This is a genomic window from Streptomyces sp. NPDC033845 (assembly GCF_055576225.1).
In genome coordinates, this window is the sequence record NZ_JBVIRI010000010.1 from 272468 (window position 1) to 290860 (window position 18393).

18 protein-coding genes are annotated in these 18393 nt (G+C 73.9%); 2 read left to right on the top strand and 16 right to left on the bottom strand.

Features of this window, described 5'->3' with window-relative positions; all coding sequences use genetic code 11:
- Positions 1–24 precede the first annotated feature (24 nt).
- The 5 genes from der to ACZ50K_RS22920 form a co-directional block, all read right to left on the bottom strand.
- The gene (der, locus tag ACZ50K_RS22900) at positions 25–1482 is read right to left on the bottom strand and encodes a ribosome biogenesis GTPase Der (protein ID WP_468905925.1); all 1458 of its coding nucleotides are present in this window, start codon (positions 1480–1482) and stop codon (positions 25–27) included.
- A 78-nt stretch (positions 1483–1560) separates the two neighbouring features.
- Positions 1561–2262: a lysophospholipid acyltransferase family protein gene (locus ACZ50K_RS22905; protein ID WP_468905928.1), complete on the bottom strand. Its 702-nt coding sequence runs from the start codon at positions 2260–2262 to the stop codon at positions 1561–1563.
- Complete coding sequence (gene cmk / locus ACZ50K_RS22910) at positions 2205–2915, bottom strand: (d)CMP kinase (RefSeq protein WP_468905930.1); 711 nt, start codon at positions 2913–2915, stop codon at positions 2205–2207. The genes ACZ50K_RS22905 and cmk overlap by 58 nt, the downstream gene beginning before the upstream one ends.
- Before the next feature lie 118 nt (positions 2916–3033).
- A complete protein-coding gene (locus tag ACZ50K_RS22915) occupies positions 3034–4122 on the bottom strand; it encodes a prephenate dehydrogenase (protein WP_468905932.1) in 1089 nt (362 codons plus the stop codon).
- A 153-nt stretch (positions 4123–4275) separates the two neighbouring features.
- Positions 4276–4725 carry a YidB family protein gene (locus ACZ50K_RS22920; protein WP_468905935.1) on the bottom strand — a complete coding sequence of 150 codons (450 nt, stop codon included), beginning with the start codon at positions 4723–4725 and terminating at the stop codon, positions 4276–4278.
- A 123-nt stretch (positions 4726–4848) separates the two neighbouring features.
- Here ACZ50K_RS22920 and ACZ50K_RS22925 point away from each other — a divergent pair, with 123 nt between their 5' ends.
- The gene (locus tag ACZ50K_RS22925) at positions 4849–5190 is read left to right on the top strand and encodes a DUF952 domain-containing protein (RefSeq protein WP_468905936.1); all 342 of its coding nucleotides are present in this window, start codon (positions 4849–4851) and stop codon (positions 5188–5190) included.
- A 48-nt stretch (positions 5191–5238) separates the two neighbouring features.
- On the top strand, positions 5239–5925 hold the full coding sequence (locus ACZ50K_RS22930) for a nucleotidyltransferase domain-containing protein (RefSeq protein ID WP_468905938.1): 687 nt from the start codon (positions 5239–5241) through the stop codon (positions 5923–5925).
- Positions 5926–5938: 13 nt separating this feature from the next.
- On the opposite strand, the gene ACZ50K_RS22935 is transcribed toward ACZ50K_RS22930, so the two are convergent.
- From ACZ50K_RS22935 to ACZ50K_RS22985, 11 genes are all read right to left on the bottom strand, one after another.
- Complete coding sequence (locus ACZ50K_RS22935) at positions 5939–6961, bottom strand: ADP-ribosylglycohydrolase family protein (protein ID WP_468905940.1); 1023 nt, start codon at positions 6959–6961, stop codon at positions 5939–5941.
- Positions 6958–7755 (bottom strand): NUDIX hydrolase, encoded by a 798-nt coding sequence (locus ACZ50K_RS22940; protein WP_468905943.1) that lies wholly within the window; start codon positions 7753–7755, stop codon positions 6958–6960. The genes ACZ50K_RS22935 and ACZ50K_RS22940 overlap by 4 nt, the downstream gene beginning before the upstream one ends.
- Positions 7752–8831: an AAA family ATPase gene (locus tag ACZ50K_RS22945; protein ID WP_468905945.1), complete on the bottom strand. Its 1080-nt coding sequence runs from the start codon at positions 8829–8831 to the stop codon at positions 7752–7754. The genes ACZ50K_RS22940 and ACZ50K_RS22945 overlap by 4 nt, the downstream gene beginning before the upstream one ends.
- On the bottom strand, positions 8828–9442 hold the full coding sequence (gene pnuC, locus ACZ50K_RS22950) for a nicotinamide riboside transporter PnuC (RefSeq protein WP_468905947.1): 615 nt from the start codon (positions 9440–9442) through the stop codon (positions 8828–8830). The genes ACZ50K_RS22945 and pnuC overlap by 4 nt, the downstream gene beginning before the upstream one ends.
- A 142-nt stretch (positions 9443–9584) precedes the next feature.
- The gene (locus ACZ50K_RS22955; protein ID WP_468905949.1) at positions 9585–11000 is read right to left on the bottom strand and encodes a pseudouridine synthase; all 1416 of its coding nucleotides are present in this window, start codon (positions 10998–11000) and stop codon (positions 9585–9587) included.
- Positions 11000–11629, bottom strand: coding sequence for an SMC-Scp complex subunit ScpB (gene scpB, locus ACZ50K_RS22960; protein WP_468905952.1), 630 nt, complete (start codon positions 11627–11629; stop codon positions 11000–11002). The genes ACZ50K_RS22955 and scpB overlap by 1 nt, the downstream gene beginning before the upstream one ends.
- A complete protein-coding gene (locus ACZ50K_RS22965) occupies positions 11626–12675 on the bottom strand; it encodes a segregation and condensation protein A (RefSeq protein WP_468905954.1) in 1050 nt (349 codons plus the stop codon). Before ACZ50K_RS22965 ends, scpB begins: the two co-directional genes overlap by 4 nt.
- A 363-nt stretch (positions 12676–13038) precedes the next feature.
- A complete protein-coding gene (locus tag ACZ50K_RS22970) occupies positions 13039–13527 on the bottom strand; it encodes a hypothetical protein (protein WP_468905957.1) in 489 nt (162 codons plus the stop codon).
- Positions 13512–14678 carry a ParA family protein gene (locus tag ACZ50K_RS22975; RefSeq protein WP_468905959.1) on the bottom strand — a complete coding sequence of 389 codons (1167 nt, stop codon included), beginning with the start codon at positions 14676–14678 and terminating at the stop codon, positions 13512–13514. Before ACZ50K_RS22975 ends, ACZ50K_RS22970 begins: the two co-directional genes overlap by 16 nt.
- Before the next feature lie 337 nt (positions 14679–15015).
- Positions 15016–16131, bottom strand: coding sequence for an alanine dehydrogenase (gene ald / locus ACZ50K_RS22980; protein ID WP_468906033.1), 1116 nt, complete (start codon positions 16129–16131; stop codon positions 15016–15018).
- A 146-nt stretch (positions 16132–16277) separates the two neighbouring features.
- Complete coding sequence (locus ACZ50K_RS22985) at positions 16278–18302, bottom strand: tetratricopeptide repeat protein (RefSeq protein WP_468905962.1); 2025 nt, start codon at positions 18300–18302, stop codon at positions 16278–16280.
- Between the last annotated feature and the right edge of the window lie 91 nt (positions 18303–18393).

The following is an 18393-nucleotide window of genomic DNA, read 5'->3' on the forward strand; positions in this document are numbered from 1 at the left end:
GGCGCCGCGCCCCGCTCCGGAGCGCTACTTCTTCTTGTTGGCGCCGCGCTTCTCGCGCACCCGCACCGACATGTGGATCGGGGTCCCCTCGAACCCGAACTCCTCGCGCAGACGGCGCTCCACGAAGCGGCGGTAGCCGTGCTCCAGGAAGCCGGACGCGAACAGCACGAACCGCGGCGGCTTGGTGCCGGCCTGGGTGCCGAACAGGATCCTGGGCTGCTTGCCGCCGCGGATCGGGTGCGGGTGGGCGGCGACGATCTCACCGAGGAAGGCGTTCAGCCGACCGGTGGGAACACGGGTCTCCCACCCGGCCAGCGCCGTCTCGATGGCCGGGACCAGCTTCTCCATGTGGCGGCCGGTGAGCGCCGAGACGTTCACCCGGGGCGCCCAGGCGACCTGCTGCATCTCGGTCTCGATCTCGCGCTCCAGGTAGTAGCGCCGCTCCTCGTCGAGCTCGTCCCACTTGTTGTACGCGATCACGATGGCGCGCCCGGCCTCGACGGCCATGGTGATGATGCGCTGGTCCTGGACGCTGATGTTCTCGGTGGTGTCGATCAGGATGACCGCCACCTCCGCCTTCTCCACGGCGGCGGCCGTGCGCAGCGAGGCGTAGTAGTCGGCGCCCTGCTGGAGGTGGACCTTCTTGCGGATGCCCGCGGTGTCCACGAACTTCCAGGTGACCCCGCCGAGCTCGATCAGCTCGTCGACCGGGTCCCGGGTGGTGCCGGCCAGCTCGTTGACGACCACCCGGGTCTCCCGGGCCACCTTGTTGAGCAGCGAGGACTTGCCGACGTTCGGGCGGCCGATCAGGGCGATCCGGCGGGGGCCGCCGAGCGGGGTGCCGCCGAAGGTCTGCTCGGGGGCGTCCGGGAGCACCTCCAGGACGGCGTCCAGCATGTCGCCGGTGCCGCGGCCGTGCAGCGAGGAGACCGGGTGCGGCTGGCCGAGGCCCAGCGACCACAGGCTGGCCGCGTCGGCCTCGCCGCTCTGGCCGTCGACCTTGTTGGCGCAGAGCACCACGGGCTTGCCGGCCCGGCGCAGCAGCCGGACCACGGCCTCGTCGGTGTCGGTGGCGCCGACCTTGGCGTCCACCACGAAGACCACCGCGTCGGCGGTCTCGATGGCGTACTCGGCCTGGGCGGCGACGGAGGCGTCGATGCCGAGGACGTCCTGCTCCCAGCCGCCGGTGTCCATGACCTTGAAGCGGCGGCCGGCCCATTCGGCCTCGTAGGACACGCGGTCGCGGGTGACGCCGGGCTTGTCCTCGACGACCGCTTCGCGGCGGCCGATGATCCGGTTCACCAGGGTCGACTTGCCGACGTTCGGGCGGCCGACGACGGCGAGGACGGGAAGCGGGCCGGAGCCCGCCTCCTCGATCGCGCCCTCGACGTCCTCGATGTCGAAGCCTTCGGTCGCCGCGAGCTCCATGAACTCCGCGTACTCGGCGTCGCCAAGCGCTCCGTGGTCGTGCTGGTCGTTCATGAAGTCCGTTCCTCGTCGTTCGTGGTGGTCGGTGGCACCGGCGCGGCTGCGCGGGTCCACTACTGGTTCAAGTCTCGCCTAGCGCCCGGTGAGGCGCCTGGCGTCCGCCAGGTGGGCGGTGAGACGGTCCTGGATCCGGACGGTGGCCCCGTCCAGGGCGGTGCGGGTCCGTCGCCCGCTGCCGTCCCCGGCCTGGAAGGCACCGCCGAAGACGATGTCGACCCGGCTGCGGAGCGGTGGCAGGCCCTTGACCAGCCGTCCCGCCCGTTCGTTGCCGCCCAGGACGGCCACCGGGACGATCGGCGCCCCGGAGCGTACGGCGAAGTAGGCCAGACCGGCGCGCAGCGAGGCGAAGTCGCCTTCGCCGCGGCTGCCCTCGGGGAAGATCCCGAGCACTCCGCCGTCGTCCAGGACGCCGAGGGCGCTGGTGACGGCGGTGCGGTCGGTGCCGTCCCGGTCGACCCTGACCTGCCCGATCCCTTCCAGGAAGGGGCCGAGCGGTCCCACGAACGCTTCCTTCTTGATCAGGAAGTGCACGGGCCGGGGCGCGGTCCCCATGAGCATGGGGCCGTCGATGTTGTGCGAGTGGTTCACCGCGAGGATGACCGGCCCGGCGGCCGGCACCTTCCAGGCGCCGAGCACCCGGGGCTTCCACAGCCCGTACATGAGCCCGATGCCGATCCGCCGCCCGATCGCCGCACCCTTGAGGGAGGGCGTTCCGGTCACTGAGAGGCCACCCGCTTCGCCGCGCGGCGCTCCTCCACCAGGGTCACCACGCATTCGATGACCTGGTCGAGGGTGAGTTCGGTGGTGTCGACCTCGACGGCGTCCCCGGCCTTGGCCAGCGGGGAGGTCTTCCGGCCGGAGTCGGCGGCGTCCCGCTTGATCAGGGCCTCCTTGGTGGCGGCCAGGTCGGCGGCCTCCTTGCCCTTGAGCTCGCCGCTGCGGCGGGCCGCGCGGGCCTCCGCGGAGGCGGTGAGGAAGATCTTGAGGTCGGCGTCGGGCAGCACGGTGGTGCCGATGTCCCGGCCCTCGACGACGATCCCGCCCTCGGCCCCGGCGGCGATGGTGCGCTGCAGCTCGGTGATCAGGGTGCGGACCTCGGGGACGGCGCTGACCGCGCTGACCTTGGAGGTGACCTCCTGGGTGCGGATGGGACCGGAGGCGTCGCGGCCGTCCACGGTGATGGTGGGGGCGGCCGGGTCGGTGCCGGACACGATGACCGGCTTGCCGGCGGCGAGGGCCACGGCGTGGGCGTCGGTGACGTCCACGCCGTTCTCGGTCATCCACCAGGTGATGGCCCGGTACTGGGCACCGGTGTCCAGGTAGCGCAGCCCGAGCTTCGCGGCCACGGCCTTGGAGGTGCTGGACTTGCCCGTGCCGGACGGACCGTCGATGGCGACGATGACGGCGGACGGAGCGGCGGTATCCACGGGGCGGGCACCTTCCTGGTGGCTCGGTTTTTCGGGGCGTCGTGCGGGCGCGCCAAATGCGCCCCTCCCCAAGGTTACCGGGCGGCGGCGGTGGTCGGCTCCGCGCTGTGGGCGGCCGCTACTGCTGGCGCAGTGACCAGCCGCGTTCGCGGAGCTCCGCGGTGAGTGCGGGGACCGCCCGGGGCTCCACCATCAGCTGCACCAGACCGGCCTGCTGGCCGGTGGCGTGCTCGATCCGGACGTCCTCCACGTTGACCCCGGCGCGGCCGGCGTCGGCGAAGATCCGGGCCAGCTCACCCGGCTGGTCGCTGATGAACACGGCGACGGTCTCGTAGGCGGCGGGGGCGGCGCCGTGCTTGCCGGGGACCCGTTCGCGGCCGGCGTTGCCGCGGCGCAGCACGTCCTCGATGCCGGCGGCCCCGTCCAGCCGCTTGGCCTCGTCGGCGGACTGGAGTCCGCGCAGGGCCCGGACGGTCTCGTCCAGGTCGGCGGCGATCCCGGCGAGGACGTCGGCGACCGGCCCGGGGTTGGCGGAGAGGATCTCCACCCACATCCGGGGGTCGGAGGCGGCGATCCGGGTGACGTCCCGGATGCCCTGCCCGCAGAGCCGGACGGCGGTCTCGTCGGCCTCCTCCAGGCGGGCGGCGACCATCGAGGAGACCAGCTGGGGGGTGTGCGAGACCAGGGCGACGGCCCGGTCGTGGGCGTCGGCGTCCATCACCACGGGCACGGCCCGGCACAGGGCGACCAGTTCCAGGGCGAGGTTGAGGACCTCGTGGGCGGTGTTGCGGGCCGGGGTGAGGACCCAGGGGCGGCCCTCGAAGAGGTCGGCGGTGGCGGCGAGCGGGCCGGAGCGCTCCTTGCCGGCCATCGGGTGGGTGCCGATGTAGTCGGAGACGTCGACGCCGGCGGCCTCCAGCTCGCGGCGGGGGCCGCCCTTGACGCTGGCCACGTCCACGTAGGCGCGGGCCAGGCCGCGGGCCATGGCGTCGGTCAGGGTGGCGGCCACATGGGCCGGGGGCACGGCGATGACGGCGAGGTCGACCCTGTCCGCGGGCGGCTGGTCGGTGCCGGCGCCGAGCGCGGCAGCGGTGCGGGCCTGGACCGGGTCGTGGTCCTCCAGGTGGACGGTGATCCCCCGGCCGGCCAGGGCGAGTGCCGCGGAGGTGCCGATCAGTCCGGTTCCGATGACGACGGCGGTTCTCACTCTGGGTACTCCTCGGGGCGGCACGGCGTTGGTCCTGGGACCACTCAGGGTAGTCACCCGTGACGCCGCGGAGGACCCGGAGTCCGCCCCTCGGGACGGGCTCCGGGTCCTCGGGTGGCCGGTGGCTCCGTCGGCACCGGCGGTCGGGTGGGCTCAGAGGTTCTGGGCCTTGATGATGTCCTCCAGGGAACCGCCGGGCAGCTGTCCCTGGGGGGTCAGCTTGTCCACGGCCTGCGGGAGCGCCTGGGCGATCTGGTCGGCGGCCTTGTCGGGGCTGACACCGGTCTGCTCGGCGACCTTCTGGAGGGTGTCGTCGGGCAGCGCCTCCTTGATCTGGGCGCCGCTGACCGGCTGGTTCTCGCCGGTGCCGATCCAGGACTGGGCCTGGTCGACCAGTCCGGATTTGGTCAGCATGTCCAGCAGCCCGCCGAGCGGGTTGGAACCGCCGGCCGCCTGGGCTCCGCCGGCCTGGGCACCGCCGCCCTGGGCTCCGCCCATCAGGGAGCCGAGCAGCGCGCCGAGGATGTCGCCGCCGCCGCCCGAACCGCCCTTGCCGCCGCCCAGGAGGCTGCCGAGCAGCGCGCCGAGGTCATTTCCCGCCATGGTCGTGCCTTTCGAAGAGGGACCGGGCGGGACGAGGGGGGTACCGCCCGGCTTCGCGACACCGTCAATCTCTCCCGAACCAGGCGGTGCCGCCACTCGGGCGGAGTGCGCTACAACCGAGGCATGATCTTCCATCTGGTTCCGCTCGCCGACTGGTCCACCGCGCCCGACCGCCCGTACGCCCCGTCCTCGCTGGACTCCGAGGGGTTCGTGCACTGTTCGGCGGACCGCCCGACCGTTCTCGCCATCGCCGAGACCCACTACCGGGACACCCCGGGCACCCTGCTCGCCGTGGAGCTCGACGAGGCGGCCCTGACCCCGGAGGTCCGCCGTGAGGGCGGGTCGGGGGACCCCTACCCGCATGTGCACGGCCCGCTGGACCGGACGGCCGTCGCCGGGGTCTGGGAGGTGCTCCGCGCCCCGGGGAGTCCGGCGGAACTGGTGCGCTGGCGGCCGATGGGGTGAGCGGAAACCCGTTCGCGGCCGTCGGCGGGCGCCGCCTACGCTCCCCCGATGGACGAACAGAGCCTGGTCCGCGACCACACCGTGTACGCCTGCGTGATGGGCTCGCGGGCCTTCGGGCTGGCCACCGGCACCAGTGACACCGACCGGCGCGGGGTGTACCTGGCGCCCACCCCGCTGTTCTGGCGGTTCGACAAGCCCCCCACGCATGTGGAGGGGCCGCTGCCGGAGCAGTTCTCCTGGGAGCTGGAACGCTTCTGCGAGCTGGCCCTGCGGGCCAACCCCAACATCCTGGAGTGCCTGCACTCCCCGCTGGTGGAGCGGCTGACCCCGGTGGGCGAGGAACTCCTCTCGCTGCGCGGCGCGTTCCTGTCCCGCCGGGCGCACACCTCCTTCAGCCGGTACGCGGCCTCCCAGCACGGGAAGCTCCTCGCCGACGTACGGGTGCACGGCGCCCCGCGCTGGAAGCACGCCATGCACCTGCTGCGGCTGCTGATCTCCTGCCGGGACCTGCTGCGCACCGGCCGGCTGACGGTGGACGCGGGTGGGCACCGCGACCGCCTGCTGGCGGTCCGCCGGGGCGAGCTGGGCTGGGCGGAGGTGGAGCGCTGGATGGCCGCCCTGGTCGCCGAGACCGACGCGGCCCTCCCGTCCAGCCCCCTCCCCCCGGACCCGGACCGGGCCCGCGTCGAGGACTTCCTCCACCGCACCCGCGCCGCCTCGGCCGCCCTCGCCTAGACGGCCTGGGTCCTCACGCGTCCCAGAGGCGGCCGAAGGCGAGGAGTTCCTCGCGGTGTTCGATGCGGCCCTCCCAGTCGCGGGGCCAGATGTCGGGGCCCAGGTGGGCGCCGGCGAAGGCGCCGGTCAGGCAGGCGATGGAGTCGGAGTCCCCGGAGGTGCAGGCGGCCCGGCGCAGGGCGAGGAGCGGCTCCTCGGGGAAGAGCAGGAAGCAGTGCAGGGCGGTGGCCAGGGCCTCCTCGGCGATCCAGCCGGCCCCGGTGGCCAGGCAGGGGTCCAGTTCGGGGGCCGGTTCGCGCAGGGCGGCGGCCAGCCGGTCCAGGGCGCCCAGGCAGTCGTCCCAGCCGCGGGCGATGAAGGACTCCGGGGAGGGGTCGGAGGCGGTGCGCCGCCACAGGTCGCCGAGCCAGGCCTGGTGGTACCGGGTGCGCTGGTGCAGGGCGTAGGAGCGGAGCCGGCCGACCAGGCCGGTGACCTCCACCCCGTCGGCCAGCAGGCGGACGGCGTGCGCGGTGAGGTCGGAGGCGGCCAGCGCGGTGGGGTGACCGTGCGTCAGCGCGGACTGGAGCTGGGCGGCACCGGCCCGCTCGTCCTCGGTCCAGCCGGGCACCAGGCCGACCGGCACCACCCGCATGTTGGCGCCGCAGCCCTTGGAGCCGATCCGGCTGGCGTCCCGCCAGTCCCGCTCGGGGTCGTCCAGCAGGGAGCAGGCCTCCAGACAGGTCCGGCCGGGGGCCCGGTTGTTCTCCGGGGAGTGGTACCAGTCGACGAACTCCTCGCGGACCGGGCGGGCCAGCCGCAGCGGGGCGATCCGGCCGCGTTCGCCGGCCGTGCGGATGCCCCGGGCCAGGGCCAGGGTCATCTGGGTGTCGTCGGTGACGATCGCGGGGCGCGGCAGCGGCATCTCCCGCCAGGGTCCGAGCTTGGCGAGGATGGCGGGCACGTCGTTGAACTCGGTGGGGAAGCCCAGGGCGTCGCCGAGGGCCAGCCCGATCAGGGCTCCGGTCGCGGGGCGCTTGGCCGGGGTGCTGGTCATCGCGGTTGTCCTTCCGGCGGGTTCGGGTGCGGGTGCGGATTCGGCTGCGGCTTCGGGTCCGTGTGCGGTTGCGGGGCGGGGCGGAGCAGCGGCGGGTGGAGCGCGGTGGCCGGTCCGGCCCGGTAGAGGGCGGCGGGTTTGCCCCGGCCGCCGGTGAGCCGGGCGGCCCCGGGGACGGGTTCGACGAAGCCGGGGGTGGCGAGGACCTTGCGGCGGAAGTTGGGCCGGTCCAGCGGGGTGGCCCAGACGGTCTCGTAGACGGCCTGGAGCTCGCCGAGGGTGAACTCGGGCGGGCAGAAGGCGGTGGCCAGGCAGCTGTATTCGAGTCTGGCGCCGATCCGTTCCCGGGCGTCGGCCAGCATCGTGGCGTGGTCGAAGGCCAGCGGGCCGGTCCCGTCCACCGCCGTCCAGCGGGCCTGGGCGGCGTCCCCGCCGCCCTCCGCGGCGGGCTCGGGCATGTCGGGCACCAGTGCGGTGAAGGCCACCGACACCACCCGCATCCTCGGGTCCCGGTCCGGTTCGCTGTAGGTGCGCAGCTGTTCCAGGTGGAGTCCGGCCACCACCGGGTCGGGGAGTCCGGTCTCCTCGGCGAGTTCCCGGCGGGCGGCGGTCTCGGCGGACTCCCGGGGCAGCAGGAACCCGCCGGGCAGGGCCCACTGTCCGGCGTACGGTTCCTGGCCGCGCCGGATCAGCAGCACGTGCAGGGCGCCCGCGCGGACGGTGAACACGGCCAGGTCGACGGTGACGGCGAACGGCTCGAAGGCGGCCGGGTCGTACCCGGTGCCGGCGCTCACCGGCGTTCCGGCAGCGGGTCGGCGAACCGGGGGCCTTCGGCGAGCAGGGCGTCCACCGCGCCGACGGCGGCGGCCAGCCGTTCCTCCGGGGTGCCGCGCACGGTCAGGAAGCGGCGGCCGGTCCGGGTGAGTCCGGCGCGGAAGCGGCCGGTCATCCAGGGCCGGAGCTCCGGGCCCTCGCGCAGTCCGTCGTCCTCGAAGGGCACCCCCTCGTGGTCGGTGAGCAGGTAGAGGTCGCGGGGCCGCAGGGCGGCGATCGCCTCCACCTCCGGGCTGCGGCGGCCGAGGTAGCGCTCGTGCCAGACGCCGGTGGCGAAGGAGTCGGTGTCGCAGACCAGTACGGGCGAGCCCAGGCGGGCGGCCCGTTCCTCCTCGGCGTCCTGCCGGCGGGCGATCAGCGGGAACTCCTCGGAGGTGAACTCGGCGTCGGCCCAGTCGGCGGCCGGGTCGGCGGCCCGCAGCGCGGCGAGCTTCTCCTCGCTGTACCGGCGCCCGTACTCGGCGACCCAGCCGGTGCCCGCCCACACCCCGCCGCGCCGCCGGTAGTGGGCGGCCAGGGCGCGGGAGAGGGTGGTGGTGCCGGTGGACTCGGCGCCGAGCACCACCACCCGCCGGGTCAGGGCGGCCCGGACGGCCGGTCCGAGGAACTCCCAGTGGCCGGTGGGGTCGGCGCGGACGGCGGTCCCGGAGACCGGGTGGCGGGTGCGTCCGGGGTCCACGAGGACCTCCTCGGCGCCGAACCGGCGGGCGAGCTCGGTGCCGTACTCCTCGGAGGTGAAGACGGCGTCCACCCGCTCCGGGACGGCCGCGCGGAAGATCGCCATGTGGGCGTCCCAGACGGCCGGGTCGTGCAGGTCCACGGGGATGTCGTCGATCGCGCCGACCACACGGGCGGCGGGGTGGGCCTCGCGCATCCAGGCGACCCGGTCGGCGAGCGGGACGGACTCCACCGAGGAGGCGCAGACCAGCACGGTGAGCCGGTCGCACCGGGCCTCGGCGGTGCGGACCAGATGGTGGTGGCCGGCGTGCGGCGGATAGAACTTGCCGAGCACCAGCCCGTGGCCGTGGCGGTTCACGCGGTCGCTCCCAGGGTCGTGCGGGCGCCGCCGTCGCGGGCCGGCAGGCTCCGCCGCCAGCCGAGCAGTCCGGCGACGCAGAGGGCGAGGAAGCCGGCGTAGAGGACGGAGGTGAGGTAGAGCCCCTTGTAGGCGTACAGGGGGATGTAGACGAGGTCGGCGGCGATCCACAGCCACCAGGACTCGACGAGCTTGCGGCACTGCCCGTAGGTGGCGGCGAGCGAGAGCCCGGTGGTGGCCGCGTCCCAGAAGGGGACGGTGGAGTCGGTGGCCCGGTCCAGGAGCAGGGTCAGCGCGGCCACTCCCAGCGCCGTCGCCGCGCCCAGCCAGGCCCATTCGGTACGGGTGGTGCGGCGCACCGGCAGGGCGGTGGCGGTGCCCGGTCCCCCGCCGTGGGTCCAGGACCACCAGCCGTAGCCGGCCAGGGCGATGAAGACGATCTGGAGTCCGGCGTCGGCGTAGAGCCCGGCCTGGGCGAACAGCACGATGAAGAAGATGTTGTTGGCGATGCCGACGGGCCAGTTGGCGATGTGCTGCCGGGCGACCAGCGCCACGCAGACGGCTCCGGTGGCGAAGCCGAGCACCTCGGTCCAGCTCAGGGTCCAGTGCACGACGACCCCCTCCTTTTATAGTCACGATGACTATAAACAGGGGAGCGGGTCCGGGACAAGCGAAAAGCCCGTGGCGCCCCCGACGGGGCACCACGGGCTTCGGCTCCGCGTGACGGCGGTCCTCGCCGTGCGGCGGCGGGTCCTACAGGCCGACCTCGCGCATCAGCATGCCGACCTCGGTGTTGGTCAGCCGGCGCAGCCAGCCGGACTTCTGGTCGCCCAGCTCGATCGGACCGAAGGCGGTCCGGACCAGCTTGTCGACGGGGAAGCCCGCCTCGGCCAGCATCCGGCGCACGATGTGCTTGCGGCCCTCGTGCAGGGTCACCTCGACCAGGTAGTTCTTGCCGACCTGGTCGACCACCCGGAAGTTGTCGGCGCGAGCGTAGCCGTCCTCCAGCTCGATGCCGTCCTTGAGGCGCTTGCCGATGTCCCGCGGGAGCGAGCCGGTGATCGCGGCCACATAGGTCTTCTGCACGCCGTACTTCGGGTGGGTGAGGCGGTGGGCCAGCTCACCGTGGTTGGTGAGCAGGATGATGCCCTCGGTCTCGGTGTCCAGCCGGCCCACGTGGAAGAGACGGGTCTCCCGGTTGGTGACGTAGTCGCCGAGGCACTGGCGGCCGTCCGGGTCCTCCATGGTGGAGACCACACCGGCCGGCTTGTTCAGTGCGAAGAACAGGAAGGACTGGGTGGCGACGGTCAGACCGTCGACCTTGATCTCGTCGCTGGGCGCGACCCGCTTGCCCTGCTCCAGCACGACCTGGCCGTTGACCTCGACACGGGCCTGCTCGATGAGCTCCTCACAGGCGCGGCGGGAGCCCATGCCGGCCCGGGCGAGCACCTTCTGCAGCCGCTCGCCCTCCTGCTCGGCACCCGGGAAGGTCTTGGGGGTCTTGATCTCCGGGCGGTCGGTGTAGCGCTCGCGCACCCGCTCCTCGATCCGCGCGTCCAGCTCGCGGGGGCGGGACTGGCCGCTGCGGCTGCCGGGGCCGCGGCGCGGGCCGCCGGCCCCGCCGATGCCGGGGGTGCGGGAGGTCTTGGGGCCGCCCTTGGCGCCGCCGCGCGCCGCAGCGCCGCGGGCTCCGGAGCCGCCGCGGCCGCCGTCGGCCGCGCCGCGGGCACCGCCGCCGCCGGCCTTGGCACCGGCGCGGCCGTTGCGCTCGCCCTCGGGACCCACGTCGTAGCGCCGCTCCTCGGGGCGGGGGTTGCGGATCCGGGGCTCCGGCCGGTCGCGGTCGCGGTCCCGGTCGCCCTGGTAGCCGCCGGAGCCGCCGCCCTGGTAGCCGCCGCCCTGGTAGCCACCGCGGGAGCCGCCGCCGGAGGAGGAGCCGCCACGGGAGCCGCCGCCCTGGTAGCCGCCGGAGGAGGAGCCGCCGCGCGAACCGCCGGAGCCGCCGCCCTGGTAGCCGCCGCGGGAGCCGCCGGAGCCGCTGCCGCCGCCGGAGCCGCCGCGGTAGCCGCCCCCGCCGGAGGAGGAGCCGCCGCGGGAGTTCCCGCGACCGCCACCGCCGCCGCCGCTGTTCCTGTTGCCGCCGCCGTTGCCGTTGCCGCTGCTTCGCATCAAAGTTCCGTCGTCTTGTCGTCGTCTGCGTACGTGTCCGGGGCATCGGGTGCGTCCGGATCGAACGACGGCACACCTTCTTGCGTCTCGGCTTCGATCGCGTCCGCCTCGGGGAGGAAGGGCGCGAGCTCCGGGAGCTCGTCCAGGCCTCGCAGGCCCATCCGCTCCAGAAAGTAGTTCGTCGTCCTGTACAGGATCGCACCTGTTTCGGGTTCCGTCCCCGCCTCGGCCACCAGACCCCTCTGGAGGAGGGTCCGCATGACCCCGTCGCAGTTCACCCCGCGCACCGCGGAGACCCTGCTGCGGCTGACCGGCTGCCGGTAGGCGACCACCGCCAGGGTCTCCAGTGCCGCCTGGGTGATCCGGGCCTGCTGGCCGTCCAGGACGAAGGCCTCGACGGCCGCCGCGTACTCGGGCCGGGTGTAGTAGCGCCAGCCGCCGGCGACCGGCCGCAGCTCGAAGCCGCGGCGCTGGATCCGGTATTCGTCGGCGAGCTCCCGGAGGGCGCCGGCGACCTCCCGGGGGGTCCGGCCCAGCACCTTGGCCAGGTGCGCCTCGGTGGCGGGTTCGTCCACCACCATCAGGACGGCCTCCAGGGCCGGCTTCAGCTCCAGCGCGTCCGGGGTCATTCCGCCGCCTCCACATCGAACACATCGAACTCGCCGGTGACCGCGGCCGCCGCCGCTGCCCCGTCCAGGCCGCTCCAGCGCACCGTGAGCGCCCGCAGGGCCTCCTCCTGCTCCAGGGCCACGGCCTTCTCCCGGTAGAGCTCCAGCAGGGCCAGGAACCGCGCGACCACGGTCAGGGTGTCCGGGGCGTCCTCGGTGAGCTCGGCGAAGGTGGCCTCGCCGCGCTCCCGGAGGATCCGTACGAGCACCTCGGCCTGCTCCCGGACGCTGACCAGCGGGGCGTGGATGTGGTCCACGTACACCTCGGGCGCGGCCCGGGGCTGCATGGCGCGGGCGGCGAGCCGGGCGAAGCCCTCGGCGCCGATGCCGAGGACCACGTCGGGCAGCAGTTCGGCGTGGTGCGGCTCCAGGCCCACGGTGCGCGGGTAGCGCCGGGCCTCGGCCTCGGCCCGCTCCTCGAAGATCGCGGCGATGCGTTTGTACGCGCGGTACTGGAGCAGCCGGGCGAAGAGCAGGTCCCGGGCTTCGAGGAGGGCGAGGTCGGCCTCGTCCTCGACCTCGGCGGCGGGCAGCAGCCGGGCCGCCTTGAGGTCGAGCAGGGTGGCCGCGACCACCAGGAACTCGGTGGTCTGGTCGAGGTCCCCGTCCGGGCCCATCGCACGGATGTGCGCCATGAACTCGTCGGTGACCTGGGAGAGGGCCACCTCGGTGACGTCCAGCTTGTGCCGGGAGATCAGCTGGAGCAGCAGGTCGAAGGGGCCCTCGAAGTTCGCCAGCCGCAGGGTGAACCGGCCGCTGCCCGGCTCCGCCTCGGCCGGGCCGGGGGCCTGCGGGGCCTGCGGGGACTCGGTGGCGGCCTCGGGGTCGGGTTCGGGGACCGTGACCGCGGCCGGAACCGCTTCCGGTGCCGGGTCGGGCCCGGGGGGCGGTGCGGGGGCCGGGGGCGGGGACGGCGGCTCCGTCGGCTCCGGACGTCCGGCGGCCGCGCCCGGGCCTCGGCCCAGGCGGCGCCGGGCGGAGGGGCCGGCGGGGTCGTTCGGGGGCATCACGGTCCAGGGTGCGGGAGCGGGTGGAGCACCGGCCCGGAGGCCGTACGTCGGACCGGCCAGCCTACCGGCCGGCCCCGCCCCGCCCCCGGCCCCACACGGGTGCCCCCGGAGTGCGCCACTCCCGGAACGGGACGTCCCGGCGGCGCCGGCGCCGCCGGGCGACCGCGGGCCACGGCGCGCGGGCCGGTATCGGGGCGCCGGCCGGTCCGGGGGCACCGGGTCGAACACGGCACCGAGGCCCGGGTCCGAGGGCACCGGGCCGGTCTCGGGAGCCACCGAGCCGGGCGCGGGACGCGGGCCGGTTCGGGGGCGCCGGGCCCCACCCGGGCCCGTTGTGCCGGTGGCGCGGCCGCGGCCGGGTCAGCGGCCGCGGAGGCGGCGGACCAGGATGCTGGCGTCGCCGCGGGATTCCAGATCGGCGAGGACCACCGCCACCGCCTCGCGCACGATCCGGCCGCGGTCCACCGCGAGGCCGTGCTCCCCGCGCAGCACAAGCCGCGCGTGCTCCAGGTCCATCAGCTCCTCGGCGGAGACGTAGACCGTGATCTTCTCGTCGTGCCGCTCGCGCCCGCTGGGGCGCCGGTTGGCGCCCCGCCCCTTGCGCCGGGGCGCCGACCCGGTGCCCGACCCCGTGGGGCCGGAACCTTCCTGCGGTCGGCGCGGCCCGCCCACCACCGGCTCCGCCGGGCCCGTCCCGGCCGCGGCGGGCTCGGGCTGCTCGGCGGTCCCGCCCGCGGGGCCCGGGGCGGGCTCCTCCACGCCCCTGCGCGGCGAGGAGGACTGGAGCGCGGTCCCACCGGTCGTACGGAACAGTTCGTCGGCTCCGGGCAGACTCACTCGGCGTGACACCGGGCGAGCACCTCCCTGGCCAGCTGGCGGTAGGCGGCGGCACCGACGGAGTTGGAGGCGTACGTGGTGATGGGCTCGCCGGCGACGGTGGTCTCCGGGAAGCGCACCGTGCGGCCGATGACCGTGTGGTAGACGTGGTCGTCGAAGGCCTCGACGACCCGCGCCAGCACCTCGCGGCTGTGCACCGTGCGGGAGTCGTACATGGTGGCCAGGATCCCGTCGAGCTCCAGCTCCGGGTTCAGCCGCTCCTGCACCTTCTCGATGGTCTCGGTCAGCAGGGCCACGCCGCGGAGCGCGAAGAACTCGCATTCCAGCGGCACGATGACCTTGTGAGCGGCCGTCAGGGCGTTGACCGTGAGCAGGCCCAGCGAGGGCTGACAGTCGATCACGATGTAGTCGTAGTCCTGCATCAGCGGCTTCAGGGCCCGCTGGAGCGTGGACTCGCGCGCGACCTCGCTGACCAGCTGCACTTCGGCGGCGGACAGGTCGATGTTGCTCGGCAGCAGGTCCATGTTGGGGACCGCGGTCTTGAGCAGCACCTCGTCGGCCGACATGCCCCGCTCCATGAGCAGGTTGTAGACCGTCAGGTCGAGTTCCATCGGGTTGACGCCGAGGCCGACCGACAGGGCTCCCTGCGGGTCGAAGTCGACGAGCAGCACCCGGCGTCCGTACTCGGCGAGCGCGGCACCCAGGTTGATGGTCGACGTGGTCTTGCCGACGCCGCCCTTCTGGTTGCACATCGCGATGATCTTCGCCGGGCCGTGGCCGGTGAGCGGCCCCGGGATCGGGAAGTACGGGAGCGGCCGGCCGGTGGGGCCGATGCGCTCGCGGCGCTGCCGGGCGGCGTCCGGGGCGAGCGTGGCCGCGTATTCGGGGTCCGGCTCGTACTCGGCGTCGGGGTCGTAGAAGTGCCCTTCGGGCACCTGGTTGTTGGTGTAGTCGGCGAAACCTGTGGGCTCTCGGCCGCTCAGGTCGCCGGCCATGGAGTTCACGTCTAGGCCGTCCATGCTCTTCGGGGGCGTCGTCATGTGCTGGTGGTTTGCGAAGGTGCGGACTGCGACGGAGCCGACGGCTTCGAGCCCGGCCGGGCCCTGGGCCCGTCCGGGCGTCCCTGCTTGACCACCCCCGGGAGCAAATGTCGACTCATTCACAAGTCGTCTTACCTCCTTGGACGTGACCAGGACACTTATCGATAGGTCAGCGTGGCACCATGCCGACGGTTGTGGACTCTATGGCGTGTCAGCGCTCCGCAGCAACACAATCCGCCGGACCCGGCACGATGTGTCGGCAACCGAACACCGCTCTGTCAAGAGCGTAAGAGCCGTCGCCGGGAAGTTTCGCGGGTGTGCGAAACGGTTAAAGGGTTACGTTCGAGGCGAGTTGAGCGGCCCTGCCGGGCCGTCACCGAACGCGTCCGGCCGGACCTCGCGAGCAAGGTCCGGCCGGATACGTGAGATTGACGTCAGTCGTTGACGGGACGGCTCCCGATCAGCCGAGCAGCGTGTGCAGCTCCAGCGTGTCGAGGCCGTGGGCCTCGGCGACCGGGCCGTAAACGACCTGTCCGTCATGGGTGTTGAGGCCCAGGGCGAGCGCCGGGTCACGGCGCAGCGCCTCGACCCAGCCGAGGTTCGCGAGCTGCACGATGTAGGGCAGGGTCGCGTTCGTCAGGGCGTAGGTGGAGGTGTTCGGCACCGCGCCGGGCATGTTGGCGACGCAGTAGAAGACCGAGTTGTGGACCTGGAAGGTCGGCTCGGCGTGAGTGGTCGCGCGGGAGTCCTCGAAGCAGCCGCCCTGGTCGATCGCAATGTCGACAAGGACACTTCCGGGCTTCATCCGGGAGACCAGCTCGTTGGTGACCAGCTTCGGGGCCTTCGCACCCGGGATCAGCACGGCACCGACGACGAGGTCGGCCTCCAGGACGGCCTTCTCCAGCTCGTAGGCGTTGGAGACGATCGTCTTGATCTTCGTGCCGAAGATCTTGTCGGCCTCGCGGAGCTTGTTGATGTCGCGGTCCAGCAGGGTCACGTGGAAGCCCATGCCGATGGCGATCTGCGCGGCGTTCCAGCCGGAGACGCCGCCGCCGATGACCACGCACTCGCCGGCGTGGGTGCCGGGCACGCCGCCGGGGAGCACGCCGCGGCCGCCGGCCGAGCGCATCAGGTGGTAGGCGCCGACCTGCGGGGCCAGCCGGCCCGCGACCTCGGACATCGGGGCGAGCAGCGGGAGCGCGCGGTTGGCGAGCTCGACCGTCTCGTAGGCGATGGCGGTGGTGCCGGACTCCAGCAGGGCGTCCGTGCACTCGCGGGAGGCCGCGAGGTGCAGGTAGGTGAAGAGGGTCTGGTCCTTGCGGAGGCGGTGGTACTCCTCCGCGATCGGCTCCTTGACCTTGAGCAGCAGGTCGGCGGTGGCCCAGACCTCGTCCGCGGTGCCGAGGATCTCGGCGCCGGCGGAGACGTACTCGGCATCGGTGATCGAGGAACCCACACCGGCGTTCTGCTCGATGAAGACCTGGTGGCCGTTGCGGACGAGCTCGTGCACGCCGGCGGGGGTGATGGCCACCCGGAACTCGTTGTTCTTGACCTCGCGGGGGATACCGACCTTCACGTCGATCACGCGTCCTTGGCTCAGTGGATTGAACGGGGCAATGGCATACATACCCGTTCACAAGAGAGCGCAACGGGATGCACCACGAGATGACGTGGTGAACCCAGTGTAAGGAAGGATGAAGTCCTGTCTAGCCTTGCAAAGTATTAATCTTCGCCGGAACCGCTACGGATTTCGTAGGCTGCGGGGTCGTCTCCCAGCAATCTGTCGGCCGCCGCCCGGTGCAGCCGGGCCGCCGCCGGGTCCCCGAGCCGGTCCAGGGTGTCGGCCAGCCGCACCTGGAGCGCGGCCTGAAGCCGCAGGTCCCCGGCCCGGCGGGCCAGCTCCACCGCCTCCCGGCAGGTGTGCAGGGACTCCTCGGGACGGCCCGCGTACTCCTGGACCCGCGCCATCTCGCTCAACGCCTTCGCCTGGCCCGGCACATCGGTGAGCCTGCGGTAGCCGGCCGCGGCCGCCCGCCAGCTGCGCAGCGCCTCCCCGTAGCGGCCCGACAGCGTGTGCACGTTGCCCAGCCGCCCGTACAGCCTCGCCTCGTCCGCCCGCTCCCCCCGGGCCAGCGACTGGGACAGGGCCCGGCCGAACCAGTCGGCGGCCCGGTGCCAGTCCCCCAGTTCCTGGTGCGCCCCGCCTACGGATTCCATCGCCCGGCCGGTGGCGTAGGGGTCCCTGGCCTCCCGTCCGGCGTCCAGCGCGGCCCGGTAGCGCTCCAGCGCCTCGGTGGTCCGCCCGGTCTCGGCGTCCAGATCGGCCAGGTTCAGCAGGGCGGCGGCCTTCTCCCGGTGCAGTCCGCGCCGGTCGGCCACGTCCAGCACCAGGTGGTGCAGCCCGTACAGCTCGGGGGCGGCGGCGTCGGTGCCGCGGTGCGCGGCCAGCGCCCGGACCAGGGCGGCGACCAGCCGGCGGGCCAGGGTGTCCAGCTCCCCGTCGGCGACGGCGAGCCGGGCGGAGGCGGTCAGGGCGGGCAGCCGGGTGTCCAGCCAGCGGGAGGCGGACCGGGGGTCGGGGAACCGGAGGGCGCGGGGCACCGCGGCGCTGGAGGCGGCGGGTGCGGCGGCCTGCCCGGCGCCCTGACCGGGGGTCTCCCGGACGAAGTCGTCCTCCTCGGCGGCGTCCGGTTCGGCCACGGCCCGGCAGGACCGGAGCAGCCGTACGGTCCGCTCCAGCATCCGTGCCCGGGCCAGCTGCACCTCGGCGGGCCGCTCCTTGGACTCCAGCAGGGCCTGGAGCAGCGGGGCCAGGCAGCCGGGCAGCAGGAACAGCCCGTCGGGGGCCGGCCGCAGCAGGCCCAGGGCGGCGAAGTCGTCCAGGGTGGACTGGGCGGCGGCCACCGAGCAGCCGGCCAGCGCGGAGGCGGTGTGCGAGTCGATGATCCCGGCCGGGGCCAGCGGCAGCAGCCGCAGGGTGCGCTGGGCCGGCTGCGGCAGTGAGCCGTAGACCAGCCGGAAGGCCCCGGCGAGGGGTCCGCCGCCGCCGGCCGGGGTGTCGTGGAGCTGTTTGGCGAGGTCCACCACGGAGGCCTTGGGGTGGGCGGCGAGCCAGCCGCCGGCCAGGGTGAGGGCGGCGGGCTGGCCGCCGCACTCCTCGGCCAGGGTCTCGGCGGCCCGCGGGTCCACGGTGATCCGGGTGTCCCCGATCCGGCTGCCGAGCAGGGCCACCGCGGAGGGGGTGTCGAGTCCGCCGAGGGTGCAGGGGCGGACGTCGGGGATCCCGGTGAGCGGGCCCTCGGCGGTGACCACGACCAGGCATTCCCGGACCTCCGGGAGGAGCGGGTCCACCTGGTGGGCGTCGAGGGCGTCGTCGAGCAGGACCACGGCCCGCTTCCCGGCCAGGGCCGCGTTGAGCGCGGCGCCGAGCTCGTCGGCCCCGGCTCCGGGCGGGGTGGCGCACCCGAGGCCCTCCAGCAGGTCGCGCACGGTCCGCTCGATGCCGACCGCGGTGCCCCCGGGGGTGCTGAGGCGGGCCCGGAGGACCCCGTCGGGGTACTCCTCGGCGACCTCGCGGACCAGTTCCTCGGCCAGCGCGGTCCGCCCGGAGCCGGGCCGCCCGGCGATCAGCAGGACCCGGGCCCGGGGTGATTTCTCCTTGCGGCCGGAGAGGGTGTCGAGCCCGGTCCGGGCGATGTCCTCGCGGAGCTCCTTGAGCTCGCGTCGCCGCCCGACGAAATCCGTCACAGCCCGCTCCTCTCCCTGCCCGAATCCCTGCCCGAACCCTCGGGAATCCCGAGCGTAGTTCACGCAGAGCGACGAACCGTGTGGAGCGCGG

What these genes read in the sequence shown, in the direction of transcription:
- der (WP_468905925.1), bottom strand. Translation starts at nt 1,482, where the DNA reads ATGAACGACCAGCACGACCACGGAGCGCTTGGCGACGCCGAGTACGCG.
- ACZ50K_RS22905 (WP_468905928.1), bottom strand. Translation starts at nt 2,262, where the DNA reads ATGCGTGGTGACCCTGGTGGAGGAGCGCCGCGCGGCGAAGCGGGTGGC.
- ACZ50K_RS22920 (WP_468905935.1), bottom strand. Translation starts at nt 4,725, where the DNA reads ATGGCGGGAAATGACCTCGGCGCGCTGCTCGGCAGCCTCCTGGGCGGC.
- ACZ50K_RS22925 (WP_468905936.1), top strand. Translation starts at nt 4,849, where the DNA reads ATGATCTTCCATCTGGTTCCGCTCGCCGACTGGTCCACCGCGCCCGAC.
- ACZ50K_RS22930 (WP_468905938.1), top strand. Translation starts at nt 5,239, where the DNA reads ATGGACGAACAGAGCCTGGTCCGCGACCACACCGTGTACGCCTGCGTG.
- ACZ50K_RS22935 (WP_468905940.1), bottom strand. Translation starts at nt 6,961, where the DNA reads ATGACCAGCACCCCGGCCAAGCGCCCCGCGACCGGAGCCCTGATCGGG.
- ACZ50K_RS22955 (WP_468905949.1), bottom strand. Translation starts at nt 11,000, where the DNA reads ATGCGAAGCAGCGGCAACGGCAACGGCGGCGGCAACAGGAACAGCGGC.
- scpB (WP_468905952.1), bottom strand. Translation starts at nt 11,629, where the DNA reads ATGACCCCGGACGCGCTGGAGCTGAAGCCGGCCCTGGAGGCCGTCCTG.
- ACZ50K_RS22965 (WP_468905954.1), bottom strand. Translation starts at nt 12,675, where the DNA reads ATGCCCCCGAACGACCCCGCCGGCCCCTCCGCCCGGCGCCGCCTGGGC.